Origin of the sequence: Burkholderia sp. BCC0506 (assembly GCF_902833145.1) — a bacterium.
In the GTDB taxonomy this organism is placed as follows: Bacteria; Pseudomonadota; Gammaproteobacteria; order Burkholderiales; family Burkholderiaceae; genus Burkholderia.
The window spans coordinates 43,049-67,470 of the sequence record NZ_CADFEN010000012.1 but is presented as its reverse complement, the minus strand read 5'-3'; the positions used below and the strand labels follow the sequence as shown (position 1 = coordinate 67,470).

The 24,422-nt window shown below is 68.2% G+C and carries 22 protein-coding genes; 14 read left to right on the top strand and 8 right to left on the bottom strand.

Annotated elements, in window-relative coordinates; translation table 11 throughout:
* Positions 1 to 163: 163 nt before the first annotated feature.
* The 3 genes from HWX62_RS25345 to mnmC form a co-directional block, all read right to left on the bottom strand.
* Positions 164 to 1,279 (bottom strand): YbdK family carboxylate-amine ligase, encoded by a 1,116-nt coding sequence (locus HWX62_RS25345; RefSeq protein ID WP_006490006.1) that lies wholly within the window; start codon positions 1,277 to 1,279, stop codon positions 164 to 166.
* 14 nt (positions 1,280 to 1,293) lie between these two features.
* A complete protein-coding gene (locus HWX62_RS25340) occupies positions 1,294 to 2,508 on the bottom strand; it encodes a cation:proton antiporter (RefSeq protein WP_175930977.1) in 1,215 nt (404 codons plus the stop codon).
* 669 nt (positions 2,509 to 3,177) lie between these two features.
* Positions 3,178 to 5,109: a bifunctional tRNA (5-methylaminomethyl-2-thiouridine)(34)-methyltransferase MnmD/FAD-dependent 5-carboxymethylaminomethyl-2-thiouridine(34) oxidoreductase MnmC gene (mnmC, locus tag HWX62_RS25335; RefSeq protein ID WP_175930978.1), complete on the bottom strand. Its 1,932-nt coding sequence runs from the start codon at positions 5,107 to 5,109 to the stop codon at positions 3,178 to 3,180.
* A 388-nt stretch (positions 5,110 to 5,497) separates the two neighbouring features.
* Between mnmC and HWX62_RS25330 the strand changes: the two genes are divergently transcribed.
* Positions 5,498 to 5,776, top strand: coding sequence for an HU family DNA-binding protein (locus HWX62_RS25330; protein ID WP_006401505.1), 279 nt, complete (start codon positions 5,498 to 5,500; stop codon positions 5,774 to 5,776).
* 128 nt (positions 5,777 to 5,904) lie between these two features.
* On the opposite strand, the gene HWX62_RS25325 is transcribed toward HWX62_RS25330, so the two are convergent.
* On the bottom strand, positions 5,905 to 7,218 hold the full coding sequence (locus HWX62_RS25325) for a GTP-binding protein (RefSeq protein WP_175930979.1): 1,314 nt from the start codon (positions 7,216 to 7,218) through the stop codon (positions 5,905 to 5,907).
* Positions 7,219 to 7,385: 167 nt separating this feature from the next.
* Entirely contained in the window at positions 7,386 to 7,871 is a 486-nt protein-coding gene (locus HWX62_RS25320; protein WP_175930980.1) for a lytic transglycosylase domain-containing protein, read from the bottom strand.
* Positions 7,872 to 8,239: 368 nt separating this feature from the next.
* Here HWX62_RS25320 and gspD point away from each other — a divergent pair, with 368 nt between their 5' ends.
* Genes gspD through gspF form a run of 3 tightly spaced genes read left to right on the top strand, consistent with a single transcriptional unit; the run spans position 8,240 to position 13,291 of the window.
* Entirely contained in the window at positions 8,240 to 10,573 is a 2,334-nt protein-coding gene (gspD, locus tag HWX62_RS25315; protein WP_175985254.1) for a type II secretion system secretin GspD, read from the top strand.
* A gap of 5 nt (positions 10,574 to 10,578) precedes the next feature.
* The gene (gspE, locus tag HWX62_RS25310) at positions 10,579 to 12,069 is read left to right on the top strand and encodes a type II secretion system ATPase GspE (protein WP_347879941.1); all 1,491 of its coding nucleotides are present in this window, start codon (positions 10,579 to 10,581) and stop codon (positions 12,067 to 12,069) included.
* 4 nt (positions 12,070 to 12,073) lie between these two features.
* A complete protein-coding gene (gspF, locus tag HWX62_RS25305) occupies positions 12,074 to 13,291 on the top strand; it encodes a type II secretion system inner membrane protein GspF (protein WP_175930983.1) in 1,218 nt (405 codons plus the stop codon).
* A gap of 30 nt (positions 13,292 to 13,321) precedes the next feature.
* Here the strand turns inward: gspF and HWX62_RS25300 are convergent, their stop codons facing one another.
* On the bottom strand, positions 13,322 to 13,732 hold the full coding sequence (locus tag HWX62_RS25300) for a general secretion pathway protein GspC (protein WP_175930984.1): 411 nt from the start codon (positions 13,730 to 13,732) through the stop codon (positions 13,322 to 13,324).
* Between the two features lie 175 nt (positions 13,733 to 13,907).
* Here HWX62_RS25300 and gspG point away from each other — a divergent pair, with 175 nt between their 5' ends.
* From gspG to HWX62_RS25260, 8 genes are read left to right on the top strand one after another with little or no spacing between them, the layout of a single operon-like run.
* The gene (gene gspG, locus HWX62_RS25295; protein WP_040142708.1) at positions 13,908 to 14,360 is read left to right on the top strand and encodes a type II secretion system major pseudopilin GspG; all 453 of its coding nucleotides are present in this window, start codon (positions 13,908 to 13,910) and stop codon (positions 14,358 to 14,360) included.
* A 39-nt stretch (positions 14,361 to 14,399) separates the two neighbouring features.
* Positions 14,400 to 14,969 (top strand): GspH/FimT family pseudopilin, encoded by a 570-nt coding sequence (locus tag HWX62_RS25290; RefSeq protein WP_175930985.1) that lies wholly within the window; start codon positions 14,400 to 14,402, stop codon positions 14,967 to 14,969.
* A gap of 2 nt (positions 14,970 to 14,971) precedes the next feature.
* Complete coding sequence (gene gspI, locus HWX62_RS25285; RefSeq protein ID WP_175931035.1) at positions 14,972 to 15,373, top strand: type II secretion system minor pseudopilin GspI; 402 nt, start codon at positions 14,972 to 14,974, stop codon at positions 15,371 to 15,373.
* Positions 15,374 to 15,380: 7 nt separating this feature from the next.
* On the top strand, positions 15,381 to 16,049 hold the full coding sequence (locus HWX62_RS25280) for a prepilin-type N-terminal cleavage/methylation domain-containing protein (RefSeq protein WP_175930986.1): 669 nt from the start codon (positions 15,381 to 15,383) through the stop codon (positions 16,047 to 16,049).
* A 2-nt stretch (positions 16,050 to 16,051) separates the two neighbouring features.
* Entirely contained in the window at positions 16,052 to 17,161 is a 1,110-nt protein-coding gene (gene gspK / locus HWX62_RS25275; protein ID WP_175930987.1) for a type II secretion system minor pseudopilin GspK, read from the top strand.
* Positions 17,162 to 17,187: 26 nt separating this feature from the next.
* Complete coding sequence (gene gspL / locus HWX62_RS25270; RefSeq protein WP_175985252.1) at positions 17,188 to 18,462, top strand: type II secretion system protein GspL; 1,275 nt, start codon at positions 17,188 to 17,190, stop codon at positions 18,460 to 18,462.
* Positions 18,459 to 18,965: a type II secretion system protein M gene (locus HWX62_RS25265; RefSeq protein ID WP_175930989.1), complete on the top strand. Its 507-nt coding sequence runs from the start codon at positions 18,459 to 18,461 to the stop codon at positions 18,963 to 18,965. Before gspL ends, HWX62_RS25265 begins: the two co-directional genes overlap by 4 nt.
* A gap of 36 nt (positions 18,966 to 19,001) precedes the next feature.
* Positions 19,002 to 19,790, top strand: coding sequence for a type II secretion system protein N (locus HWX62_RS25260; protein ID WP_175931036.1), 789 nt, complete (start codon positions 19,002 to 19,004; stop codon positions 19,788 to 19,790).
* A 25-nt stretch (positions 19,791 to 19,815) separates the two neighbouring features.
* On the opposite strand, the gene HWX62_RS25255 is transcribed toward HWX62_RS25260, so the two are convergent.
* A complete protein-coding gene (locus HWX62_RS25255; protein WP_175930990.1) occupies positions 19,816 to 21,387 on the bottom strand; it encodes an efflux transporter outer membrane subunit in 1,572 nt (523 codons plus the stop codon).
* 277 nt (positions 21,388 to 21,664) lie between these two features.
* Entirely contained in the window at positions 21,665 to 21,949 is a 285-nt protein-coding gene (locus HWX62_RS25250) for a multidrug ABC transporter ATPase (RefSeq protein WP_175930991.1), read from the bottom strand.
* A gap of 174 nt (positions 21,950 to 22,123) precedes the next feature.
* On the opposite strand from HWX62_RS25250, the gene HWX62_RS25245 reads away from it, so the two are divergent.
* Together HWX62_RS25245 and HWX62_RS25240 are read left to right on the top strand one after the other, a co-directional pair.
* Positions 22,124 to 22,612, top strand: coding sequence for a MarR family transcriptional regulator (locus tag HWX62_RS25245; RefSeq protein WP_175930992.1), 489 nt, complete (start codon positions 22,124 to 22,126; stop codon positions 22,610 to 22,612).
* A gap of 177 nt (positions 22,613 to 22,789) precedes the next feature.
* The gene (locus HWX62_RS25240; RefSeq protein ID WP_175930993.1) at positions 22,790 to 24,352 is read left to right on the top strand and encodes a DHA2 family efflux MFS transporter permease subunit; all 1,563 of its coding nucleotides are present in this window, start codon (positions 22,790 to 22,792) and stop codon (positions 24,350 to 24,352) included.
* The last annotated feature ends 70 nt before the right edge of the window (positions 24,353 to 24,422 follow it).

The window sequence follows — 24,422 nt, the reverse complement described above, 5'->3', positions numbered from 1 at the left end:
GATTCACCGGGTTATCCCGCCTGCAGAGCATTGACTTTGCAGCGGAATATCGGGTTATCCACAGATTTTGAGGACGCCTGGCGACGATATCGGCCGGACCCGACGCCGAGCGCCGTTCAGCGAATCGCGAGGCGGTCGATCCTGTAATCTGCAAAACATTTTTTCACTCGCGCCACCGTAAGCACTGCTGCCGGACCGTCTCGTTCAGCGATTTTTCCTGTTTGAAAACGGTTCTCAACCACGATGCGTCGTTCACGCGCGCCTTCGCGAGCGCGCCGATCTCGTCGAGCGCCGCGCGCGAACCGAGCGCGGCCGCATGCGGCGCGATCCGGTCGAGCGTGTCGAGGATGTCTTCCGCGATCGTGCGGCGCTCGCCCGTCTGAGGATTCACGCAAGTGCCCTCGAGCCCGAAGCGGCACGCTTCGAAACGGTTGAACGTGTAGACGAGGTAATCGTCCTCCGACAGCTTCAGCGGCCGGTCGGTCAGCAGGTAGCGCGCAAGCGTCTGGATGTAGCAGGCGATCGCCGCCGCGCGGTCGACCGACAGCGGCGTATCCATCACGCGCACCTCGATCGTGCCGTAGCCGGGCTTCGGCCGGATGTCCCAGTAGAAGTCCTTCATCGAGTTGACGACGCCCGTGTTCACCATCTTCGTGAAGTACTCCTCGAAGCTGTCCCAGGTCAGCACGAACGGCGCGCGGCCCGACAGCGGGAACGCGAACACCGAATTCAGGCGTGCCGAATGGAAGCCCGTGTCGACGTTCTGCACGAACGGCGACGACGCGGACAGCGCGATGAAGTGCGGAATGAAGCGCGACATCGAGTGCAGCAGGAACAGCGCGCTGTCGGGATCGGGACAGCCGATGTGCACGTGCTGGCCGAACACGGTGAACTGCTTCGCGAGATAGCCGTACAGCTCGGAGATGTACTGGAAGCGCGGCGCATCGTAGATCTGCCGGTCGCTCCATTGCTGGAACGCATGCGTGCCGCCGCCCGCCAGCCCGACGTTGAGCTGGTCGGCGGCCTTCACGAGCACGTCGCGAATCGCATGCAGCTCGCTGACGGCCTGCTCGTGCGAATGGCAGATGCCGGTCGACAGCTCGATCATGCTTTCGGTGATTTCCGGCGTGATGTTGCCGGGAAAGGTCTCGCCCTGGATCAGGCGCATCAGGTCGGATGCCGCTTTGGTCAGGTCGTAGTTGTGCGTGTTGACGACCTGGATCTCCAGTTCGACGCCGAACGTGAACGGTTCGGAATTGACGAAGGTTTCGAGTGCCATGGCAGGTTCCGGAATCAGTTGCCGTCGCTGCGTTCGCCGACCGCCGACAGGCAGCGGTAGACGACGAACGGGCTGACGAGCTGCAGGATCACGATCGTGCACATCACGATCGCGCGCAGGTGCGGGTCGAAATTCGGATAGAGCTGGTAGGTATCGTCGACGAGCAGGTACGACAGCGCGGACATCGGCGTGAGCGCGATGCCGAGCGCGACGCCCTGCTTCATCCCGAGGCCGCTCGGCTTCGCGAACGCGACGACGCCGGCCAACTTCGCGACGAGCCGCGTGACGATCAGCACGATCGCGAGCAGCCCGCCGAGCGCGATGTCGCCCCACGTGAACGACGTGAGCGTCAGCACGAACAGCACCACCGTCAGCAGCCAGCCGGCCGTGCCGAAGTGCTCGGGCCACAGCTGCGGCCGCGCTTCGAGGTTCTTCACGATGATGCCGGCGAGCAGCAGCGTGAGCAGCGTCGACAGCTTCAGCGCCTGCGCGACGGCGATCGCGAGCATCACGAGCCCGAACAGCGCGACGAACGAATGCTCGTCGCGCATCGTCGCGGTCATGTGGCGGAACAGGTAGTTGCACGAGCGCGCGACGAGATACGCGACGATGAACGACCCGGCAAGCAGGTACAGCGGTTGCAGGATCGTCGCGAAAACGTTGCCGTACGCTTCCTGGTGCAGCCAGCTCGTCACGAGCTTGGTCAGCACGATCGCGTACACGCTGTTGAGCGCGGTGAGCGTGATCAGGCGTTGCGACACCTGCCCTTCCGCGCGCAGTTCGGTCTTGAGCTGGATCACCATCGACGGCGACGTCGCGATCGCGATCGCCGACAGCACGAGCGCGACCATGCCCGACACGCCGAGCGCGAGCATCACGAACAGCACGAGTACGAACGTGAGCGTGGCTTCCGCGAGGCTCGACGCGACGAGCCATGGATTGCGCCGGATCCAGCGCAGGTCGAGGCGGCTGCCGAGCTCGAACAGCAGCAGCCCGAGCGCGACGTCCATCAGCAGCCGCGAGGTTTCGTCGGTGCTCGTGTCGATCACGCCGAATCCGAACGAACCGGCGATCAGGCCGATCACGGCATAGCCGGTGATGCGCGGCAGGCGCCACGCGCGATAGCACAGCTCGCCGCAAAGGCCGGCTGCGAACAGCGCGAGCCCGGCCCAGAACACGGCATCCGGCGTGAGCGGCCAGTTGGGCAGGAATGAGAACGCCGACTTCATCGTGGTGACTTCTCCTTTGGAAGCAACCGCCAGCGACGCGGGGTCAAGCGTCAGTAATGGATGCGCGCCGGCTGGGTATCGCCCCGAATGTGATTGTTGTGCTCGACGACGGCGGTACATGGGGTCCGCCTGTTCCGCCACAGGGCGGAACGCCGTTCAGGTTGCCGATCTGGATTGTCGGCCTGGTGTGTGAACGGACTGCGCAATCTCGAAGATTCAGATTCGAAACCGTGCCGACCGTTCCATTGAAGCATGTCCGGCGCCTGGCCGAACGAACGCGAAGGAAACCGATTGTGCCACAGCTTTTTCGCTCCGGAACCGATTGAATCGACTCGCGGCGCTGTGCGGCACCCCGGTCGCTGGTTTCAAAGGTTTACCTGTATATATACGTAGTAGAAGTTAACAAAGGACGCACAGTTCTGTGGATAACTCCGGTTTACGCTGGCAGATCAAGGTGTTGGCGAAACCATAACCGGTTGCACAGGCTGTTCGTGCACAGACGTTTGAGTTGAGCAACTTTCGGGCCGCCGCACAGCTGTGCCGAGTTGCCCAGTTTACGTCCACTGTGATTGCACACGAAGTGCGCGCGGATTTCGCGCGGTTATCCACAGCATCGCGTGGATAACCTTGCGCGGAAAAATCGGGAAACTGTGAGGGGCGCGCGACCGGTCAGCCGGTCGAACCGACGCGACGGGCGCGTAGTGCGCGGATCAGGAAGCGGGCAGGATCGACCGCGTCGGCGAGTTCACGCTCGAGCGGCCAGGGCTCGCCCTCGAGTTGCGATGCGATCAGTTCGGCGCCGAGCGCCGCCCACACGAGGCCGCGCGAGCCGAAGCCGAATGCGCCGTAGAGGCCCGGCATGCGCGGCAGGTCGCGCGCCTGCGCACCGCCCAGCGCGCGGGCATTCGCGGTGGCCCGCGCTTCGTCGGCGAGCGGGCCGACGAGCGGCAGGCGGTCGCCGACGACCCAGCGGAACGCCACGCGGCCGCGCAGCGCGGCGGGATCCGACAGGTCGCCGATCAGGCCCGGCAGCAGGTGCCGCACGCGCGCGAGGTTTTCGGCGTGGCCGGCCGCGCGCATCGCGGGATCGGTGTCGTCGGGTTCGAACGTGGCGCCGATCAGCAGCGTGCCGTCGTCGAGCGGGACCGCATAGCCGTCGCCGATCGCCGGGCATCGCAGCGGCGCGGTCGTGCCCGGCGGCAGCAGCGTGAGCTGGCCGCGCACCGGTTGCAGCGCGACGTGCTGCAGCCCGGCAAGACGCGCGGCGTCGCCCGCGTTCGCGAGCACGACGACGGGCGCGTCGGCCAGCGTGGCGCCCGTATCGTCGAGCGCATGCCACGCGTCGCCCCGTCGCTCGAGCCGCGCGACGCGGGTGGACGCAAGCAGGCGCACGCGCTCGCCGGCCGCCGCGCATTGCGCGGCGCACAGCCCGGCCGGCCAGACGGCGCCGCCGTGCGGAAACAGCAGCCCGCCATGCGCGACCGGCAGATTCAGATGCGCGCGCGCGGCATCGGCATCGAGCAGCGTCACGTAGTCGGACGGCGCACCGAACGCATCGAAGGCGTCGCGCATTCGCGCGAAATCGTCGGCCGATTCGGCCAGATGGACCATGCCGTGCGTGCTGCGTGCGAATGCGTGCCCCGCGTGCTCGAGCGCGCGCCAGCGCGACAGCGCGTGCAGGAAGCCGCCGCGCGTGAGCCGGCTCGCGACGTTGTCGTCGCGCGTCATCAGCGGATGGAACACGCCGGCCGGATTGCCCGATGCTTCGCTCGCGATCCGTTCGTGCCGCTCGATCAGCGTGACGTCCCAGCCGCGCGCGGCCAGGCGCTCGACCACCGCGCAGCCGGCAAGCCCCGCGCCGATCACGATCGCGCGGCGCGTCGCGACGGGCAGCGCACGCGGCGGCTCGTGCCGGCGCGCACGCCAGCGTGGTGCGTATTCGCCGACGAGGCCATCGTCGACTTCGCGCAACGTGAAACCTGTTTCGCCGAGCGCGTGTTTCACGGCATCGGACGTTGCATGCGTCGCAAACGTCGCATGTTCGCCGGCGAGTTTCGCGAGTGCGCGGATCCCGTCGCCCGATGCCGCGGCGCCAGCGAGAAAAAACGCATCGGCGCGCGCGACGAGCTTTTTCAGCAGCTCGATCGGATCGCCGAACGCAAGCGTGAGCACCACGCGCCCCTCGTCGAATTCGAGCCGGTGCACGCCCGGCACGAGTATCGGCCATGCATCGATCAACGCGTCGATGTCTGCCGATATGGTTGTGTCTGCAACCATATGCGAAATCGCGCGGCGCAGGTCGTCGCGCGAGAACGGGTGCGGCTCGACCGCCACGACATGCAGCCGCTCGCAGCGCGCGGGGTCGTCGCGCCACGCGGCCCATGCCGCGAGGAAGCCGGCGCCCGCGCCGAATTCGGTCGCCACGATCGTGAACGTTCGGCGGCGCTGCCAGCGCGCGGGCAGCCCGTTGCCCGCGACGAATGCACGATGCACGTGCGCGAGCGTGCCGGATGCGCCGCGATGGAGCTCGCCGAACTCGGGCGAGACGAGCGTGCCGTCGTCGCGAAGCGCGAGCGTGGCGTAAACAAGTCGGTCGGGCATGCGAAACAAAAAACGTGGCAGCCAAGCCTGGCAAGGGATTGCGGGAGGCCGTCCGACCGGCCGTTGGAAAAGGGCAACGGCGCGGCGGTCGGGCGGACCGCGCTGCGTATCCTGTCCGGTTGGCGCAGGTCAAAAAACGGGCAATCGACGATTCATTCGGCGAAATACCGATGAAAATCTTTGAAACCCTTGTCGTTATTGGGTTTGCGCTGCGCTATCATAGCAACGCCGTACCGCGGGGTGGCCGCCGGCAAGCCGGAGGGCGCGTCGCGCGGGCCAGGATTCGGCGCTGTGTCGTCGGAGTCTGACTCTCGACGGCACGGTTCGCGCACGTATAATCGGCGCGTTCGCGCTGTTCGTGTCAACCTAACCTGATAAAGGAACCTTAATGAACAAACAGGAACTGATCGACGCCGTCGCCGCCCAAACGGGCGCCAGCAAGGCTCAAACCGGCGAAACGCTGGACACGCTGCTCGAAGTCATCAAGAAGGCCGTGTCGAAGGGTGATGCGGTTCAGCTGATCGGCTTCGGCAGCTTCGGTTCGGGCAAGCGCGCAGCACGTACGGGCCGCAACCCGAAGACGGGCGAAACCATCAAGATCCCGGCAGCCAAGACGGTCAAGTTCACGGCTGGCAAGGCGTTCAAGGACGCCGTCAACAAGCGTTAATCTCGCGCCTGTTCCAGAAAAACCCGCCTCTCGGCGGGTTTTTTGTTGGGCGCGCGAGGCATTTTCGCCACAGTCCGCGCCGCTCTTGCAAAAGTTAACGGTTACTTTTACAAGCCGTTACGACGCGATCATGCATGCACGATCTGCGTGTCGCCGTGATCGTCGTCGTCGTGGGAATCGACGTCCCACGCCGGGAACGGATCGTCGAACGCGGCCCATCCCGCCGCGCCGAGTGCGAACTCCGCATCGGTCAGCAGGCACGCGTCGAGTTTCGCGCGCCACGCATCGGCGTCGAGCGCGATGCCGATCAGCACGAGTTCCTGCCGGCGATCGCCGACCGTGCGATCGTCGAGATCGCCCAGCCATTCGGCGCGGATTTCGGCGAGCAGCTCGTCGTCGTCCGGCCATTCCGCGCGCTCCTGCGCCGCCCACCACAAGCCCGCCGGGCCATGCCGGCACACGCCGCCCGCCTGCGACAGCGAGCCGGCGATGTCGTTGCGCGTCGCGAGCCAGAAGAACCCCTTGCTGCGCAGCACGCCCGGCCACTCCTGATGCAGCAGCGCCCAGAGTCGTGCCGGGTGAAACGGCCGGCGCGCGCGGTAAACAAAATTGCCGATGCCGAATTCGTCGGCTTCGCCGTGCACGTGCGCATGATGGTCGTCATGGCAGTCGGGGTCGTCGCACTGCGTGTGATCGTGGTCGAGCGATGCGAGCCAGCCCGGTGCGTTCGCGGCTTCGTCGAAATCGAAGCGGCCGGTGTTCAGCACTTCGTCGAGCGGCACGTTGCCGAACGTCGACACGACCTGGTGCGCGCGCGGATTGAGGCGCGCGAGGATGTGCTGCAGGCGCGCGAGATCGTCCGCGCCGACGAGGTCGGCCTTGTTGATCACCAGCACGTCGCAGAATTCGATCTGTTCGATCAGCAGCTCGACGAGCGTGCGGTCGTCGTCTTCCGATGCGGCGATGCCGCGCGTCGCGAGCGCGTCGTCGGAGCCGTAGTCGCGCAGGAAGTTGTACGCGTCGACCACGGTGACAAGCGTGTCGAGCCGCGCGACGGACGACAGCGACGCGCCGTCGTCGTCGACGAACGTGAAGGTTTCGGCGATCGGCATCGGCTCCGCGATACCGGTCGATTCGATCATGATCGCGTCGAAGCGGCCCTCGGATGCAAGGTTGCGGATCTCGACGAGCAGATCGTCGCGCAGCGTGCAGCAGATGCAGCCGTTCGACATCTCGACGAGGCGCTCCTCGACGTGCGACAGCGCCTGCGCATCGCGCACGAGCGACGCGTCGATGTTGACCGCCGCGAGATCGTTGACGATCACCGCGACTTTCAGGCCCGCGCGGTTCGCGAGCACGTGGTTGAGCAGCGTGGTCTTGCCGGCGCCGAGGAAGCCGGACAGCACGGTGACGGGCAACGGCTGTTTCATTGCCGGATTCATGATGATATGCACCAACGGAAAAGAGGGAAAAGCGGCCGCGGCGCCCTGCCGGGGCGCGATCGGCCCGCGCACGGGCGAAACGGCGGCGTCAGCCCGCATTGTGCATCAAACGCGCGCGGCCGGCCCGGCGCCGGCCGGCCGGCGTCGGCCGGCGACGCGGCGCGGCATCACTGAGCGGCCTGAGTAGCCTGGGAAGCCTGAACGGTCTGCGCGGGCGGCAGCAGCTTCCATTGCGTCAGGATGCCGGCGATCTGCCGCGCGTACTTGTCGCGCAGCGACGGCGTTTCCGAATGATAGGCGCCGACCGCCTGCCACGTGTTGCCGTAGCGGTTCATCTTCTGTTTGAGATGCCACGCGGCGATGTATACGTTCTTGCACGGCTCCATCAGCGTGTCGCGGCCGATCCCGTAGCGCGACAGCGTCGGCAGGTGAATCGAATTGATCTGCATCAGGCCGTAGTCGACCGAGCCGTTCGTATTCTTGTTCAGCGCATCGGGCCGGTTGCGCGACTCCTGCCACGCGATCGCACGCAGGATCAGCGGATTGACCTGCTGATATCTGGCCGCTTCGTCGAAACAGTCGGCGCGTGCGTTGCCGCTGGCGAACCACGCGCCGGCGGCGATCAACGCGATCGAAGCGAACCGTCTGTTCATCGTGCGGAAATCGGGAAGGAATTACGCGAAGCTCGGGAAAACCCGTGCCTGTTATTCATGGGACGAGAAACGCACCGCCCGTATCATACCGGCAGACCGTCGGATTGCGACATGCAGGAATACGGCAGCCCGGTTATACCGCATTTCCGTGTCGATTCATCGCGAAACGGGGGCGAGGGCCCGCATGCGAAGGGTTGTGCCGATCCTTACATATTGCATACGATACCCCGGACACATGTCGTATGTGAGACAGTCCTCGGATCAATGTGATATTTCGGACATGAAAAACTGCTAATGTCGCCTCTTTCGGACTTGGATCCCAGCACTACCGCCGGAAGTGGCCTGAGCCGGCATCGACCCATTCATCCATGACAAGAAATCGCTTCGTTATGCGGCGTGTTGCCACAACCCTGCTCGTGGCCGGCATCATCGTTTCGCAAGCCGCCTACGCTCAGGTCACGCTCAACTTCGTGAATGCGGATATCGACCAGGTCGCGAAAGCGATCGGCGCCGCGACCGGCAAGACCATCATCGTCGACCCCCGCGTGAAGGGGCAGCTCAATCTCGTGGCCGAACGGCCGGTGCCGGAAGACCAGGCGTTGAAGACGCTGCAGTCGGCGCTGCGCATGCAGGGCTTCGCGCTCGTGCAGGATCACGGCGTGCTGAAGGTCGTGCCGGAAGCCGACGCAAAGCTGCAGGGCGTGCCGACCTACGTCGGCAATGCGCCGCAGGCGCGCGGCGACCAGGTGATCACGCAGGTGTTCGAGCTGCACAACGAATCGGCGAACAACCTGCTGCCGGTGCTGCGGCCGCTGATCTCGCCGAACAACACGGTGACGGCCTACCCGGCGAACAACACGATCGTCGTGACCGACTATGCGGACAACGTGCGCCGCATCGCGCAGATCATCGCGGGCGTCGACAGCGCCGCGGGCGCGCAGGTGCAGGTCGTGCCGCTGCGCAACGCGAATGCGATCGATCTCGCCGCGCAGCTGCAGAAAATGCTCGATCCGGGCGCGATCGGCAACAGCGATGCGACGCTGAAGGTGTCGGTCACGGCCGACCCGCGCACCAATTCGCTGCTGCTGCGCGCGTCGAGCGCGTCGCGCCTCGCGGCCGCGAAGCGCCTCGTGCAGCAGCTCGACGCACCGAGCGCGGTGCCCGGCAACATGCACGTCGTCCCGCTGCGCAATGCCGACGCGGTGAAGCTCGCGAAGACGCTGCGCGGGATGCTCGGCAAGGGCGGCAACGACAGCGGCTCGTCGGCGTCGTCCAACGATGCGAACAGCTTCAACCAGAACGGCGGCTCGTCGGCGAGCGGCAACTTCTCGACCGGCACGTCGGGCACCCCGCCGCTGCCGTCGGGCGGGCTGGGCGGCTCGTCGTCTTCGTCCTACGGCAGCGGTTCGTCGTCCAGCGGCGGAATCGGCAGCGGCGGCCTGCTCGGCGGCGACAAGGACAAGAGCGGTGACGACAACCAGCCGGGCGGGATGATCCAGGCCGACTCGGCGACCAACTCGCTGATCATCACCGCGTCCGATCCGGTTTACCGGAACCTGCGCTCGGTGATCGACCAGCTCGACGCGCGGCGCGCGCAGGTCTATATCGAAGCGCTGATCGTCGAACTGAACTCGACGACGCAGGGGCAACTCGGTATCCAGTGGCAGGTCGCGAGCGGCCAGTTCCTCGGCGGCACGAACCTGGCCGCGGCGGCCGGCAACGTCGCGGGCAACAGCATCATCAACCTCACGACCGGCAGCGCGGGCAGTACCAGCGCCGGCCTCGCGGCCAATCTTTCGGGGCTGAACCAGGGGCTCAACATCGGCTGGCTGCACAACATGTTCGGCGTGCAGGGCCTCGGCGCGCTGCTGCAGTATTTCTCGGGCGTGAGCGACGCGAACGTGCTGTCGACGCCGAACCTGATCACGCTCGACAACGAGGAAGCGAAGATCGTCGTCGGCCAGAACGTGCCGATCGCGACCGGTTCGTACTCGAACCTGACGAGTGGCACCACGAGCAATGCGTTCAACACGTACGACCGTCGCGACGTCGGCCTGACGCTGCACGTGAAGCCGCAGATCACCGACGGCGGGATCCTGAAGCTGCAGCTCTATACGGAGGACTCGGCGGTCGTCAGCGGCACCACGAACGCGCAGACGGGCCCGACCTTCACGAAGCGCTCGATCCAGTCGACGATCCTGGCCGACAACGGCGAGATCATCGTGCTCGGCGGCCTGATGCAGGACAACTACCAGGTGTCGAACAGCAAGGTGCCGCTGCTCGGCGACATCCCGTGGATCGGCCAGTTGTTCCGTTCGGAATCGAAGCAGCGGCAGAAGACGAACCTGATGGTGTTCCTGCGCCCGGTGATCATTTCGGACCGCAGCACCGCGCAGGAAGTCACCGCGAACCGCTACGACTACATCCAGGGCGTGACGGGCGCGTACAAGTCGGACAACAACGTGATCCGCGACAAGGACGACCCGGTCGTCCCGCCGATGCCGATCGGCCCGAGCCAGGGCGGCACGCCGGCCGGCAACCTGTTCGATCTCGACAAGATGCGTCGCCAGCAGTTGCAGCGCCAGGTGGCGCCCGTGCCGGCCCAGCCGTTGCCGGAGGCGACGCCCGCGCAGCCGCAGGGCGTGCCGCAGCAGGCGGTGCCGCAACAGCCGCTGACCACCGCACCGGGAGCCTCGCAGTGAGCGACGTGCTCGCGTCCTCCGCCCACGACGGCGCGCCGGCAGAACGCCAGCCGCCGTCGCCGCTCGCCGCGCGCCTGCTGCCGTACGGCTTCGCGAAGAGCGGCCAGGTGCTGATCGCGCACCAGCTCGACGACACGCTCGAGGTGTGGATCAGCGAACGCACGAGCGATGCCGCGCTCGCGGAAATCGCGCGCAACTTCGGCTCGATCGCCGTGCATCGCGTGCCGGCCGACGAGCTCGCGCAGGCGATCAACCAGGCGTACGCGCGCCAGGACGGCAGCGCCGCGCAGGTGGTCGGCGAGGTCGAAGGCGAAGTCGACCTGTCGCGGCTGATGCAGGACATCCCCGAAGTCGAGGATCTGCTCGAATCGGAGGACGACGCGCCGATCATCCGGATGATCAACGCGCTGCTCACGCAAGCGGCGCGCGAACAGGCGTCGGACATCCACATCGAGCCGTTCGAGAATGCGTCGGTCGTGCGTTTTCGCGTCGACGGCACGCTGCGCGACGTCGTGCGCCCGAAGAAGGCGCTGCACGGCGCGCTGATCTCGCGGATCAAGATCATGGCGCAGCTCGACATCGCGGAGAAGCGCCTGCCGCAGGACGGCCGCATCACGCTGCGCGTCGGCGGCCGGCCGGTCGACGTGCGGGTGTCGACGCTGCCGACCGGGCACGGCGAGCGCGCGGTGCTGCGTCTGCTGGAAAAGGACGCGCAGCGCCTGAATCTCGAGGCGCTCGGGATGGGCCGCGACACGCTCGTGCAGTTCGACAAGCTGATCGGCCGCCCGCACGGCATCGTGCTCGTGACCGGCCCGACCGGTTCGGGCAAGACGACCACGCTGTACGCGTCGATGTCGCGGCTCGAGACCGCGACGACCAACATCATGACCGTCGAGGACCCGATCGAATACGACCTCGCCGGCATCGGCCAGACGCAGGTGAACGAGCGGATCGGGATGACCTTTGCCCGCGCGCTGCGCTCGATCCTGCGCCAGGACCCGGACGTGATCATGATCGGCGAAATCCGCGACCTCGAAACCGCGCAGATCGCGGTGCAGGCGTCGCTCACCGGCCACCTCGTGCTCGCGACGCTGCACACGAACGATGCGGCGTCCGCCGTCACGCGCCTGACCGACATGGGCGTCGAGCCGTACCTGCTCGCGTCGTCGCTGCTCGGCGTGCTCGCGCAGCGCCTCGTGCGCCAGCTCTGCCCCGTCTGCAAGGAAGAGCGGCACGAGGAAGGTCGCACCGTGTGGCATCCGGTCGGCTGCGACAAGTGCGGGCATTCCGGTTATTCGGGCCGGCGCGGCGTCTACGAACTGCTGCTGGTCGACGAGTCGATCCGCACGCTGATCCACCGCAACGCGGCCGATGCCGAGATCCTGGCCGCCGGCCGCGCGGAAGGCATGCGCACGCTGCGCGACGACGCGGAGCGCTGGCTCGCGTCCGGCGCGACGTCGCTCGAGGAAGTGCTGCGCGTGACGGGAGGCGCATAGCGCGATGCCGGCATTCCGTTTCGAAGCGATCGATGCGGCGGGACGCGCGCAGAAAGGCGTGATCGATGCCGACAGCGCGCGTGCCGCGCGCGGCCAGTTGCGCACGCAGGGGCTCACGCCGCTCGTCGTCGAGCCGGCCGCGAGCGCGACGCGCGGTGCGCGTTCGCAGCGGCTCGCGTTCGGGCGCAAGCTGTCGCAGCGCGAACAGGCGATCCTCACACGCCAGCTCGCGAGCCTGCTGATCGCGGGGCTGCCGCTCGACGAGGCGCTCGGCGTGCTGACCGAGCAGGCCGAGCGCGACTACATCCGCGAACTGATGGCCGCGATCCGCGCCGAAGTGCTCGGCGGCCATTCGCTCGCGAATGCGCTGGGCCAGCATCCGCGCGATTTCCCGGAGATCTACCGCGCGCTGGTCGCGGCGGGCGAGCACACCGGCAAGCTCGGCATCGTGCTGTCGCGCCTGGCCGACTACATCGAGCAGAGCAATGCGCTCAAGCAGAAGATCCTGCTGGCGTTCACGTATCCGGGCATCGTCACGCTGATCGCGTTCGGCATCGTCACGTTCCTGCTGAGCTACGTCGTGCCGCAGGTCGTCAACGTGTTCGCGAGCACCAAGCAGCAGTTGCCGATCCTCACGGTCGTGATGATGGCGCTGTCGGAATTCGTGCGGCACTGGTGGTGGGCGATCCTGATCGCGGTCGCGCTCGTCGTGTGGTTCGTGAGGGCGACGCTGTCGCGCGCCGGGCCCAGGCTCGCGTTCGATCGCTGGGTGCTGACCGCGCCGCTCGCGGGCAAGCTCGTGCGCGGCTACAACACGGTGCGTTTCGCGAGCACGCTCGGCATCCTCACCGCGGCCGGCGTGCCGATCCTGCGCGCGTTGCAGGCGGCCGGCGAGACGCTGTCGAACCGCGCGATGCGCGCGAACATCGACGACGCGATCGTGCGCGTGCGCGAAGGCTCCGCGCTGTCGCGCGCGCTGAACAACGTGAAGACGTTCCCGCCGGTGCTCGTGCACCTGATCCGTTCGGGCGAAGCGACGGGCGACGTGACGACGATGCTGGATCGTGCGGCCGAAGGCGAGGCGCGCGAGCTGGAGCGCCGCACGATGTTCCTGACGAGCCTGCTGGAGCCGCTGTTGATCCTCGCGATGGGCGGCATCGTGCTCGTGATCGTGCTGGCCGTGATGCTGCCGATCATCGAGCTGAACAACATGGTGCAGTGACGTGACGGCCCGCTTGCCGGGCCGCCGCCATCAGCGCATGTAGATCGCGGGAGACGGCGTGTTCGCCGGGAGCTGGACTTCGGCGCGCGCGCCGTTGCGGTCGACGACGATCGAGCGGCTGCGGACTTCGGCGAGCTTCGCGCCCGGCGTGAGCTCCGCGCCGAGCGACACGGCGCGTGGCGGTTCGCCGCCGATGCCGACGATCGCGGCGCCGCCATGATCGAGCGCGAGAATGCCGAACAGGTGGATGTCCTGGACGGGATTCTTGTCGAGCTGACCGCCGAAGAGCGCGGCGGCGTCCTCGGTGCGGATCGGCGGCCGCGCGGCGGCGGCGGGCAGCGGCGCTTCGCGGGCCGACAGCGTGACGACCCAGTAGGTGGCCGTCGCGCACAAACCCGCGAAGAGGGCGAGGGAAAGGATCCGGATCGAGAGCGCGTTCATGCGCGCTATTGTACGGATGTATATGAAATTTGCGTTGAGTGAAAGCCCTCGGCGATGCGCGCCTTACAATGCGTGCTCCGCGCCCGCGGCGCCGGAAGGTTGCCGTCAGGCAATCGTCCGGCGCGCGGGGTGCGTCACTCAATCGACGACATTTTTTGGAAAGAGGTAGTCAGTCATGCAAACGTGGATCACTCGCCGCAACGCGGCCGTGCGTCGTCAGCGCGGTTTCACGCTGATCGAGATCATGGTGGTGGTCGCGATCCTCGGGATCCTGGCGGCGCTGATCGTGCCGAAGATCATGAGCCGCCCGGACGAGGCCCGCCGCATCGCCGCGAAGCAGGACATCGGCACGATCATGCAGGCGCTCAAGCTGTACCGGCTCGACAACGGCCGCTATCCGACCCAGGAGCAGGGCCTGAACGCGCTGATCCAGAAGCCGACCACCGATCCGATCCCGAACAACTGGAAGGACGGCGGCTATCTCGAGCGCCTGCCGAACGATCCGTGGGGCAACGGATACAAGTACCTGAACCCGGGCGTGCACGGCGAGATCGATGTGTTCAGCTACGGCGCCGACGGCAAGGAAGGCGGCGAAGGCAACGATACCGACATCGGTTCGTGGCAGTAAGCCGGCGCTGATCGCCCCGACGTTCCATTTCCGTTCTTCATGCTCGCCATTCGCACGACTTCCCGCTGCGGCCGCGATTGCCGTGTGCGTCGCGGTGCGGTGCCGTTCGTACCGGCAGGTGCCGATGGCGGCTTGACGAAGCCCGGTGCGGCGCGGCACCGCGCACGCGGCTTCACGCTGCTCGAAATGCTGGTCGTGCTCGTGATCGCGGGGCTGCTCGTGTCGCTCGCGTCGCTGTCGCTGACGCGCAATCCGCGTACCGACCTGCGCGAGGAAGCGCAGCGCATCGCGCTGCTGTTCGAGACGGCGGGCGACGAGGCGCAGGTGCGCGCGCGGCCGATCGCGTGGCAGCCGACCGCGCACGGTTTCCGTTTCGACGTGAGCGCGCCCGACGGCTGGCGCACGCTGCGCGACGACGTGCTGCGCCCGCGCGACTGGGACGGCGGCGTCACCGGCGCCGACATCGATTACCCGGGGTCGGACACGCGCGCGAGCCGCGTCGTGTTCGGCACCGAGAGCATCGACACGCCGGTGCGCGTGACGCTGCATTCGGCCGCCGGCAGCGCGACGATCGTCGGCACCGGCAACGGCCGCTACGAGGTGCAATGACGATGCGTCGTCGCCTGCCCTCTTCCGTTTCTTCGTCCCGCGGCTTCACGATGATCGAGGTGCTGGTCGCGCTCGCGATCATCGCGGTCGCGCTCGCCGCGTCGATCCGCGCGGTCGGCACGATGGCGACCAACGCGTCCGACCTGCACCGCCGGCTGCTGGCCGGCTGGAGCGCCGACAACGCGCTCGCGCAGCTGCGGCTCACGCATGCGTGGCCGGAGGTCGGCGAGCAGAGTTTCGACTGTTCGCAAGGCAACGTGCAGCTCGTCTGCACGCAGCGCGTGAGCACCACGCCGAACCCGGTGTTCCGGCGCGTCCGGATTTCGGTGAGCATGCCCGGCCGCGCCGGCGTGCTCGCGCAGATGGTGACGGTGGTCGCGAATGAAACGAGCCGTCCGCTCTGACGCGCCGATGCGACGCCCGCGCGCCCGCCCGCCCCGCCCCGCTCGCGGCTTCACGCTGATCGAGCTGATGATCGCGATCGCGATCCTCGCGGTGGTCGCGATCCTCGCGTGGCGCGGGCTCGACCAGATCATGCGCGGTCGCGACAAGGTCGCGGCCGCGATGGAAGACGAACGCGTGTTCGCGCAGATGTTCGACCAGATGCGCATCGACGCGCGGCTCGCCGCGACCGACGACGAAGCCGGCCAGCCGGCGATCGGCGTTGCCGGCAACACGCTGCAGATCGTGCGCGAACTCGACGTGCCGGGCGTCGCGCCGCGGCTGCAGGTGGTCCGCTACCGGATCGCCGGCGGGCGCGTCGTGCGCTATGCGTCGCCGCCGGTCGACGACACGAACCGGCTGCGCGCCCTGCTGAAGGACAGCAGCGTCGAAGGCTGGAGCTGGGTCGCGCTGATGAGCGGTGTCGGCGCGATCGACGCGAAACTGTACGTGCCGCGCGTGGGCTGGACCACCAACCTGCAGACGGCCGACGAGGCGCTCGCGCAGAACAACGATGCGCTCAAGGTGCCGCAGATCGGCAACGCGCCGCCGGCGCGCGCGGTGACCGGGCTGCAGGTGAGCATCGGCGCGACGTCGCTGCGCGTGCCGGTCACGCGCATCTTCCTCGTCGGGGAATGACGATGCGTGCGCGCCCGCCCCGCCGAATGCCTGCCCGCCGCCAGCGCGGCGCCGCGATCATCACCGCGCTGCTCGTCGTCGCGCTGTCGGCGATCCTCGTGTCGGGGATGCTGTGGCGCCAGCAGGTGCAGATCCGCCGCATCGAGAACCAGCGCGTGATCGCGCAGGCGCAGTGGGTCGCGCGCGGCGCGCTCGACTGGACCCGGATGATCCTGCGCTCCGAAGGCGACACGGCGCCCGGCATCACCTATCTCGGCGGGATCTGGGGCGTACCGATCGCGAAGACGAAGCTGTCGGATTTCCTCGGCCGGATCGGCGCGCCCAACGAAACGGGCGGCGACGACACCTACCTTTCCGGCTCGATCGAGGATGCGCAGGCGAAGTTCAACCTGCGCAACCTCGTATCGTCGCCGGCGCCCGGCGTGCTGCAGCTGAACGTCACGCAGACGCAGGCGTTCCAGCGTCTGCTGACGACGCTCGGCTACGACAGCGCGTTCGCGAAGCGCATCGCGCTGCAGGTGCGCGCGGGCCTGCTGCATTCGGCGACGCGCTTCCAGATGCCGAACCTGCCGGGCGGCGGCGCAACCGCCGCGAATGCCGCGACCGCGCCGGTGACGAGCGGCGACATGCAGGGCAGCGGCTTCACCGACGATCCCGGGATGGCCGGCGGCGACCGCGGGCCCGCGCCGCTGATGATGACGCGCGTCGACAACCTGCTCGACGTCGACGGCGTGACGCCCGAGATGGTCGCGCGGCTGCGCCCGTTCGTCACCGTGCTGCCGACCACGACACCCGTGAACATGAATACCGCGCCGGCCGAGGTGATCGCGGCGCTGGTGCCGGGGATGAGCGTGTCGTCCGCGCAGGCGCTCGTGTCGCGCCGCGAGACCGTGTTTTTCCGGAACGTCGGCGACGTGCAGCTCGCGCTGCGCGGCGCCGGCGCGCCGCCGAACGTGACGATCGACTCGAGCCTCGTCGACGTCAATTCGAGCTATTTCATCGTGCATGGCCGGATTCAGCACGAACGCGCGGAGGTCGATCGCACCTCGCTCGTGTATCGTGATCCGACCACGCACTCGACGCGGGTCGTGCGCATCCGCGACCAGCTATAACGACGCCAATCGGGAGAGGAGCTCTTGTGAGCACGTTGATCGTTTCTTTGCCGCCGCGCGAGCCTGCCGTGCCGTTGCAGGAATGGCAGTGGCCCGAGCTGCCGTTCATGCTCGTCGACAAGGCCGGCCACGTGCAGCGCGCGGGCCGTGCCGCACTCGCGCTGCTGCCGCGCGCGAACGCGACGGTGCTGATCGTCGCCGCGCGCGACGTGTTGCTGCTGGCCGCGACCGTGCCGCCGCTGAAGGGGCCGAAGCTGCGTCAGGCGCTGCCCAACATCGTCGAGGATCAGCTGATCCAGGATCCGCTCGGCTGCCACATCGCGCTCGATCCGGTCGCGCTGCCCGACGGGCGCCGCGTGCTGGCCGTCGTCGATCGCGCGTGGTTCCGCACGATCTGCGACGCGTTCACCGCGGCCGGCCACCGGCACCTGAGCGCGGTGCCCGCGACCCGTTGCCTGCCGGCGCCGCGCGCGCCGGCCGGCGTGCCGTCCGCCGTGCCGGCCGACGGCGAAGCCGCCGATGCTGCCGCGCTCGTGGCGGATGCCGCGGAGCCGCCGGCCCGCCCGGCGACGGTTGCCGCGGTGCTCGGGCTCGCGGCGGCGGTCGAACCGGTGCTCGTCGAAGCCGGCACGCTGGCCGCGCTCGCGGGCGGCGGCGACATCGAGCTGTACGAACTCGGCGAACCGGGCGCGGAGCCGCGGCTCGCGTCGGTCGGCCGCACCGACGGCCCGCTGCTGCCGGGCGCCGCGCCGCTGTCGTTCGACGCGTTCGCGCGCCGGGCGCTCGCCGAGCCGTTCGATCTGTGCCAGTTCGAATTCGAATCGCAGCCGTGGCGCTTCGACCGCGCGACGCTCAAGCGCCTGCGCGTGCCGATCGCGCTGGCCGCGGCGACGCTCGGCGTCGCGGTGATCGGGATGAACCTGCACTGGTGGAAGCTGTCGCGCGAGCGCGATGCGCTGTCCGCGCAGATCACCGAGACGCTGCTGTCCGCATTCCCGAAGACGACCACCGTGCTCGACCCGCCCGCGCAGATGCAGCGCCAGCTCGACCAGTTGCGGCTGGCTGCCGGCGAGCTGTCGCCGAACGATTTCCTCGCGCTGTCGAGCGGCTTGTCGCGCTCGATGGGCGCGCTGCCGCTGAACGGCATCGCGTCGCTCGACTATCACGACCGGCGGCTCGACGTCGGCTTCAAGCCGGAGGTCAAGGTCGATCCCGATTTCACGCAGCGCCTCGCGCGCAACGGACTGTCCGGCGAAGTCGACAGCAACACGGGCAAATGGACGATCCGGAGCCGCTCATGAAAACCGAACAACTGAACCAGACGCTGGCCCAGTTCTGGGGCGAGCGCTCGCCGCGCGAGAAGATGCTGCTCGGCTGGGGCGGCGCCGTGCTGGCCGTCGCGATCGCGTATTCGGTGCTGTGGTCGCCCGCGCAGGAAGGCCGCGCGCGGATCCAGCGCGAGCTGCCGACGATGCGTCGCGAACTCGCGCAGATGACCGCGCAGGCGAACGAGGCGAAGTCGCTCACGGCCGCCGCGCAGGGTGTCGCGCCGACCGGCCTCGCGCTGAAGGATGCATTGAGCGCGTCGCTGTCCGATCATGGGTTGCAGGGCGCGCAGGTGCAGATCGTCGGCAACGGCGTGCAGATCCAGATGAAGAACGTGTCGTTCGCGGCATGGACCCAGTGGCTCGACGATGCGCGGCGGCAGTTCAAGGTGCAGGTCGGCGAGGCGCATGCGACGGCGCTGAAGGAAGACGGCCAGGTCGACCTGACGGCCGTGATGCAACCTTCCGTCCAGAAATAGATGACGGCAGTGGATGACGCGAACGAAGGCCGGCCGATGCGGCCGTGGGCGAGACGGCTCGTCGCCGTGTTGCCGTGGGTGCTGGCAGGCGGCGTGGCGACGGCGGTGACGCTCGTCGCGCTCGCGCCGGCCGCGTGGATCGCGCCGCAGTTCGCGCGTGCGACCGGCGGCCACGTGAATCTCGTCGATCCGGACGGCTCGCTGTGGCACGGCTCGGGCACGCTGATGCTCGCGCCGGGCGCCGACCAGAGCGCGGCGACGCTGTTGCCGGGCCGGGTCGAATGGACCACGCGCTTCTGGCCGCTGCTGACCGGGCGCGTGCAGATGCGCATGCGGCAGACCGAAGCGATGCCCGATGCGGTCACGCTCGATGCGACGTGGCGCGGCGCGGTGCTGTCCGCGGGCACGATGGCGGTGCCCGCGTCGCTGCTCGCGGGGCTCGGCACGCCGTTCAACACGCTCGACCTGCAGGGCGACGTGCGGCTCGGCTGGACCGACTGGCGGCTCATCGGCAGCAACGCGTTCGGCCAGTTGACGGTGACGATCGATTCGATGAGTTCGCGCGTGTCGCGCGTGAAGCCGCTCGGTTCGTACCGCGCGGTGTTGCAGGCGAAGGGCGCGGGCGCCGATCTCGACCTGTCGACGACGCAGGGGCCGCTGTTCCTCGACGGGCACGGCAGCTTCGGCCCCGGCCAGGGATCGTTCCGCGGGACCGCGCATGCGGCGCCCGAGCAGCAGGCGAACCTCGCCGGGCTGCTGAACCTGCTCGGTCACCCGATCGGCAACAACCAGGTTTCGCTGATCTTCGGCGACGCGCAGCGCTGAACGCGCGCGGCGCCCGCTGCCCTGCCTACTTCTGCGCGAGCGGCACGGCGGCCGACGGGGCGGTAGCCGCGGGCGCGGCCGCACCGGACGCCGGCAAAGGCGCCGGCGCCGCCATGTCGCCGTTCTCGCGCGCCATCTCCGATACGTTCCAGCCGCCGCCGAGCGCCTTCACGAGCCCGACCGACGACTCCATCCGCTGCCCGGCGATCGTCGCGAGCTTCTGCTGCGCGGTGAAGGCGGTGGTTTGCGCGGTCAGCACGTTCAGGTACGCGACCGTGCCGGCCTTGTACTGGTTGGTAACGATCGCGAGCGCGTGCTCGGCGCTGTCGACGGCCTGCCGCTGCACGTCGATTTCCTGCGCGAGGATGCGCTGCGACGCGAGGTTGTCCTCGACGTCCTGGAACGCGGTGAGCACCGCGAGGCGATAGGCGGCGACGTCCTGGTCGTAGGTCGCGCGCGCGGCGTCGGTCTGCGCGGCGCGCAGCCCCGCGTCGAACAGCGTGGCCGCGAGCTGCGGGCCGACCGTCCAGAAGCGCGCAGGCAGCGTGAACAGTTGCGACCACACCGAACTCTGGAGGCCGCCGCTGGCCGACAGCGTGAGCGTCGGGAAGAACGCCGAGATCGCGACGCCGATCTGCTCGTTCGCGGCCGCCGCGCGGCGCTCGGCCGCCGCGACGTCGGGCCGGCGCTCGAGGATCGCGGACGGCACGTCGACCGGCGTGACCGGCGGCTCGGCCGCGAGCGGGCTCGGCGGCAGCGAGAAGGTCGACGCCGGCTCGCCGATCAACGTCGCGATCGCATGCTCGTACTGCGCGCGGGCGACGCCGTTGTCGATCTGCGCGGCCTGCGCGCTCTGCAGCTGCGTCTGCGCCTGGATCACGTCCGCGCGCGCGGCGACGCCCTGCGCGTACTGGTTCTGCGTGAGCTGCAGCGACCGTTCGTACGACTTGACCGTGTCGTCGAGCAGCTTTTGCAGCGCATCGGACGTACGCAACTGGAAATAGGTCTGCGCGAGCAGTGCCTGCTGCGACAGCCGCGCATTCGCGAGATCGGCCGCGGCGGCCGCTTCGCCGGCGCGCTGCGCGCTGACCGTGCGGCTCACCTTGCCCCACAGGTCGGGTTCCCAGCTGGCGTCGAGGCCGACGCTGTAGCTGTTGTTGATCGATCCGGTCGACCCGCTGCCGAAACTCGACGAAGAGCCTGACGACAGCGACGTGCGCGGCGTGCGTGCGCGCGAGCCCGACGCGGTCAGCCCGACGGTCGGAAAATACGCGGCGCGCGCCTCGGCGACGAGCGCGCGCGCCTGCCGGTAGGCGGCCGCCGATTGCGCGATGGTCTGGTTCGACGCGTTGAGCTTGCCGATCAGCGCATCGAGTTGCGGATCGTTGTAGACCGTCCACCACGCACCGCGGTCGGCGCGATCGGCGGGTTGCGCGACTTTCCAGCCGGCCGGCGCTTCCTTGAAGGCCGCGGGGATCGACGTGTCGGGTCGGTGATAGTCGGGCCCGACGGCGCAGCCGGCGAGCAGCACGGCCGTCGCAATGGCGACGGCGGCGCTCAGCGGGCGAACGGCGCGCGGGAGGGAGGCGTACGGCATGGTGGTTTTCCTGTCTGGACGTGACGGCCGGCGAGCGGCGCCGCGCGATGCGGTCGTCATGCCGCTGGCGGACAAATGGTAACTGACGGCGGGAAAGCTGCGCAGCCCTAAGGGTACGGTGCGCGGCAGCCGGAATGTGTTACCGGCGCGGCCGGCCGGTTTACCGGCCATTACGGCCGGCTTGCGGAAAAACGGACGTGCAACGGCGTACGGCACCGGCCGCACGCGACGCGCCGGCGATCAGGCAGGATAGTGCGGAGAGCGGACGCGCTGCGCGTCAGTGGCAGCGCACGGGCACGGCGACGGGTTCGGCGGCGGCCCGCCATGTCGACGGCTCCGTCGCGGCCGGCTGGCTCGTGCGGCGGGCGCCGTCCTTCGCGTTGCGTTGCCGGCGATGATCGAACCACGCGAACCCGAGCGCCGCGAGCGAGCCGCCAGGCACGACCAGCATCGTCACGTACAGCGCGATCTTCCAGCCGCGGTGCGGCCCGGAGAACACATGATGAGCGGTATCGGTCAGGTTGCGGCGCAGCGCGCCGGCGGCATTTTTCAGAAACAGCATCGCGAACATCCTCGGGTGCCCGGCAGCGCGGGCCAATCGGTCAGAACATAGTCTCCGGCAGTGCAACATGCACGTCGTAACTGGTTGACTGAAATAATATTGACTAAGCAATCATTTTTCAAGATACTGGGCGCGTTTTAACCCGAAACGCACTATTGCTGCGCGCGCAATCGTATGACCGGCGGACTCTACGATCCCGAGAACATCGCGCTGGAAACGAGCCTCGGCTACTACCTGTCGAAGGCGAAGCAGGCGCTCGTCGAGCGGATGGATCGCGCGCTCGAGCCGCTCGATCTCACCGCGCAGCAGATCGGCGTGATCCTGCTGCTGGCGCGCGGCTACGCGCGCACGCCGTTCGAGCTGTCGCGCAAGATGTCGTACGACAGCGGATCGATGACGCGCATGCTCGACCGGCTCGAACGCAAGGGGCTCATCGCGCGCACGCGCAGCGAGCAGGACCGCCGGATGATCGAGCTGACGCTGACCGAGCGCGGCATCGAAGCCGCCCGCGCGCTGCCGTCGTTGATCGCGACCGTGCTCAACGCGCAGCTCGAAGGCTTCTCGGCCGACGAACTCGCGACGCTCACCGGCCTGCTGCAGCGCTTCATCGCCAACGGGCCCGGTTCGACCGGCTGCCCGAAACCCGACGAACCCGACTGCTGATGCACGCGGAGCCGCCATGTCGACGTTAAGCATTCGCTTATTTCTCTGTCTGGGCAGAAGATGACCGGGCACGCGCTCCGCTTTTTCCCTTTTACCTGCCACCCGGCCGGGCCGCGCTGCGTCGTGCGTCCGTGCGGTGTGCCGGCGCGTCGCACGCGCCGCGTCTAGGAGATCCCGATGTCCACCACCACGGCATCCGCCCCCTCCCCCGCTGCCGAACCGGCGCCGCTGACCGGCGGCGCGCTCGCGCTGCTGACCGTCGGGCTCGCGCTCGGCACCTTCATGGAAGTGCTCGACACGTCGATCGCGAACGTCGCGGTGCCGACCATCTCCGGCAGCCTCGGTGTTGCAACGAGCGAAGGCACGTGGGTGATTTCGTCGTACTCGGTCGCATCCGCGATCGCGGTGCCGCTCACCGGCTGGCTCGCGCGCCGGGTCGGCGAAGTGCGCCTCTTCACGCTGTCGGTGCTCGCATTCACGATCGCGTCGGCGCTGTGCGGCCTCGCGACGAACTTCGAGACGCTGATCGCGTTCCGGCTGCTGCAGGGCCTCGTGTCGGGGCCGATGGTGCCGCTGTCGCAGACGATCCTGATGCGCAGCTACCCGCCCGCGAAACGCGGGCTCGCGCTCGGGCTATGGGCGATGACGGTGATCGTCGCGCCGATCTTCGGCCCGTTGCTGGGCGGCTGGATCAGCGACAACTACACGTGGCCGTGGATTTTCTACATCAACCTGCCGATCGGCGTGTTCTCGGCGACCTGCGCGTACTTCCTGCTGCGCGGCCGCGAAACGAAGACGACGAAGCAGCGGATCGACGCGATCGGCCTCGCGCTGCTCGTGATCGGCGTGTCGTGCCTGCAGATGATGCTCGACCTCGGCAAGGACCGCGACTGGTTCAACTCGTCGTTCATCGTCGCGCTCGCGCTGATCGCGGTCGTGTCGCTCGCGTTCATGCTCGTGTGGGAGGCGACCGAGAAGGAGCCGGTGGTCGACCTGTCGCTCTTCAAGGACCGCAACTTCGCGCTCGGCGCGCTGATCATCTCGTTCGGCTTCATGGCGTTCTTCGGCTCGGTCGTGATCTTCCCGCTGTGGCTGCAGACGGTGATGGGCTACACGGCCGGCAAGGCGGGCCTCGCGACCGCGCCGGTCGGGCTGCTCGCGCTCGTGCTGTCGCCGCTGATCGGCCGCAACATGCACCGGCTCGACCTGCGGATGGTCGCGAGCTTCGCGTTCATCGTGTTCGCGGGCGTGTCGCTGTGGAACGCGACCTTCACGCTCGACGTGCCGTTCAACCACGTGATCCTGCCGCGACTCGTGCAGGGGATCGGCGTCGCGTGCTTCTTCGTGCCGATGACGACGATCACGCTGTCGAGCATCTCCGACGAGCGGCTCGCGAGCGCGTCGGGGCTGTCGAACTTCCTGCGCACGCTGTCCGGCGCGATCGGCACCGCGGCGAGCTCGACGTTCTGGGAGAACGACGCGATCTACCATCATGCGCGGCTGTCGGAATCGGTGAGCGTCTACGCGCAGAACACGACCGACTATCAGGGCGCGCTCGCGCAGCTCGGCATCGTCGGGCAGACGGCCAATGCGCAGCTGAACCAGCTCGTCACGCAGCAGGGCTTCATGATGGCGACCAACGACTTCTTCCATCTGTCGGCGGTCGTGTTCATCGCGCTCGCGGCGCTCGTGTGGATCACGAAACCGAAGAAGGGCGCGGGGCCGGCGATGGGGCATTGAGGCCCCGGCGGGCGGCCATCACGGCCGCCCTTTTTGCTTCACCGTTCGCTTCATCGCCCGGCGGCCCCGC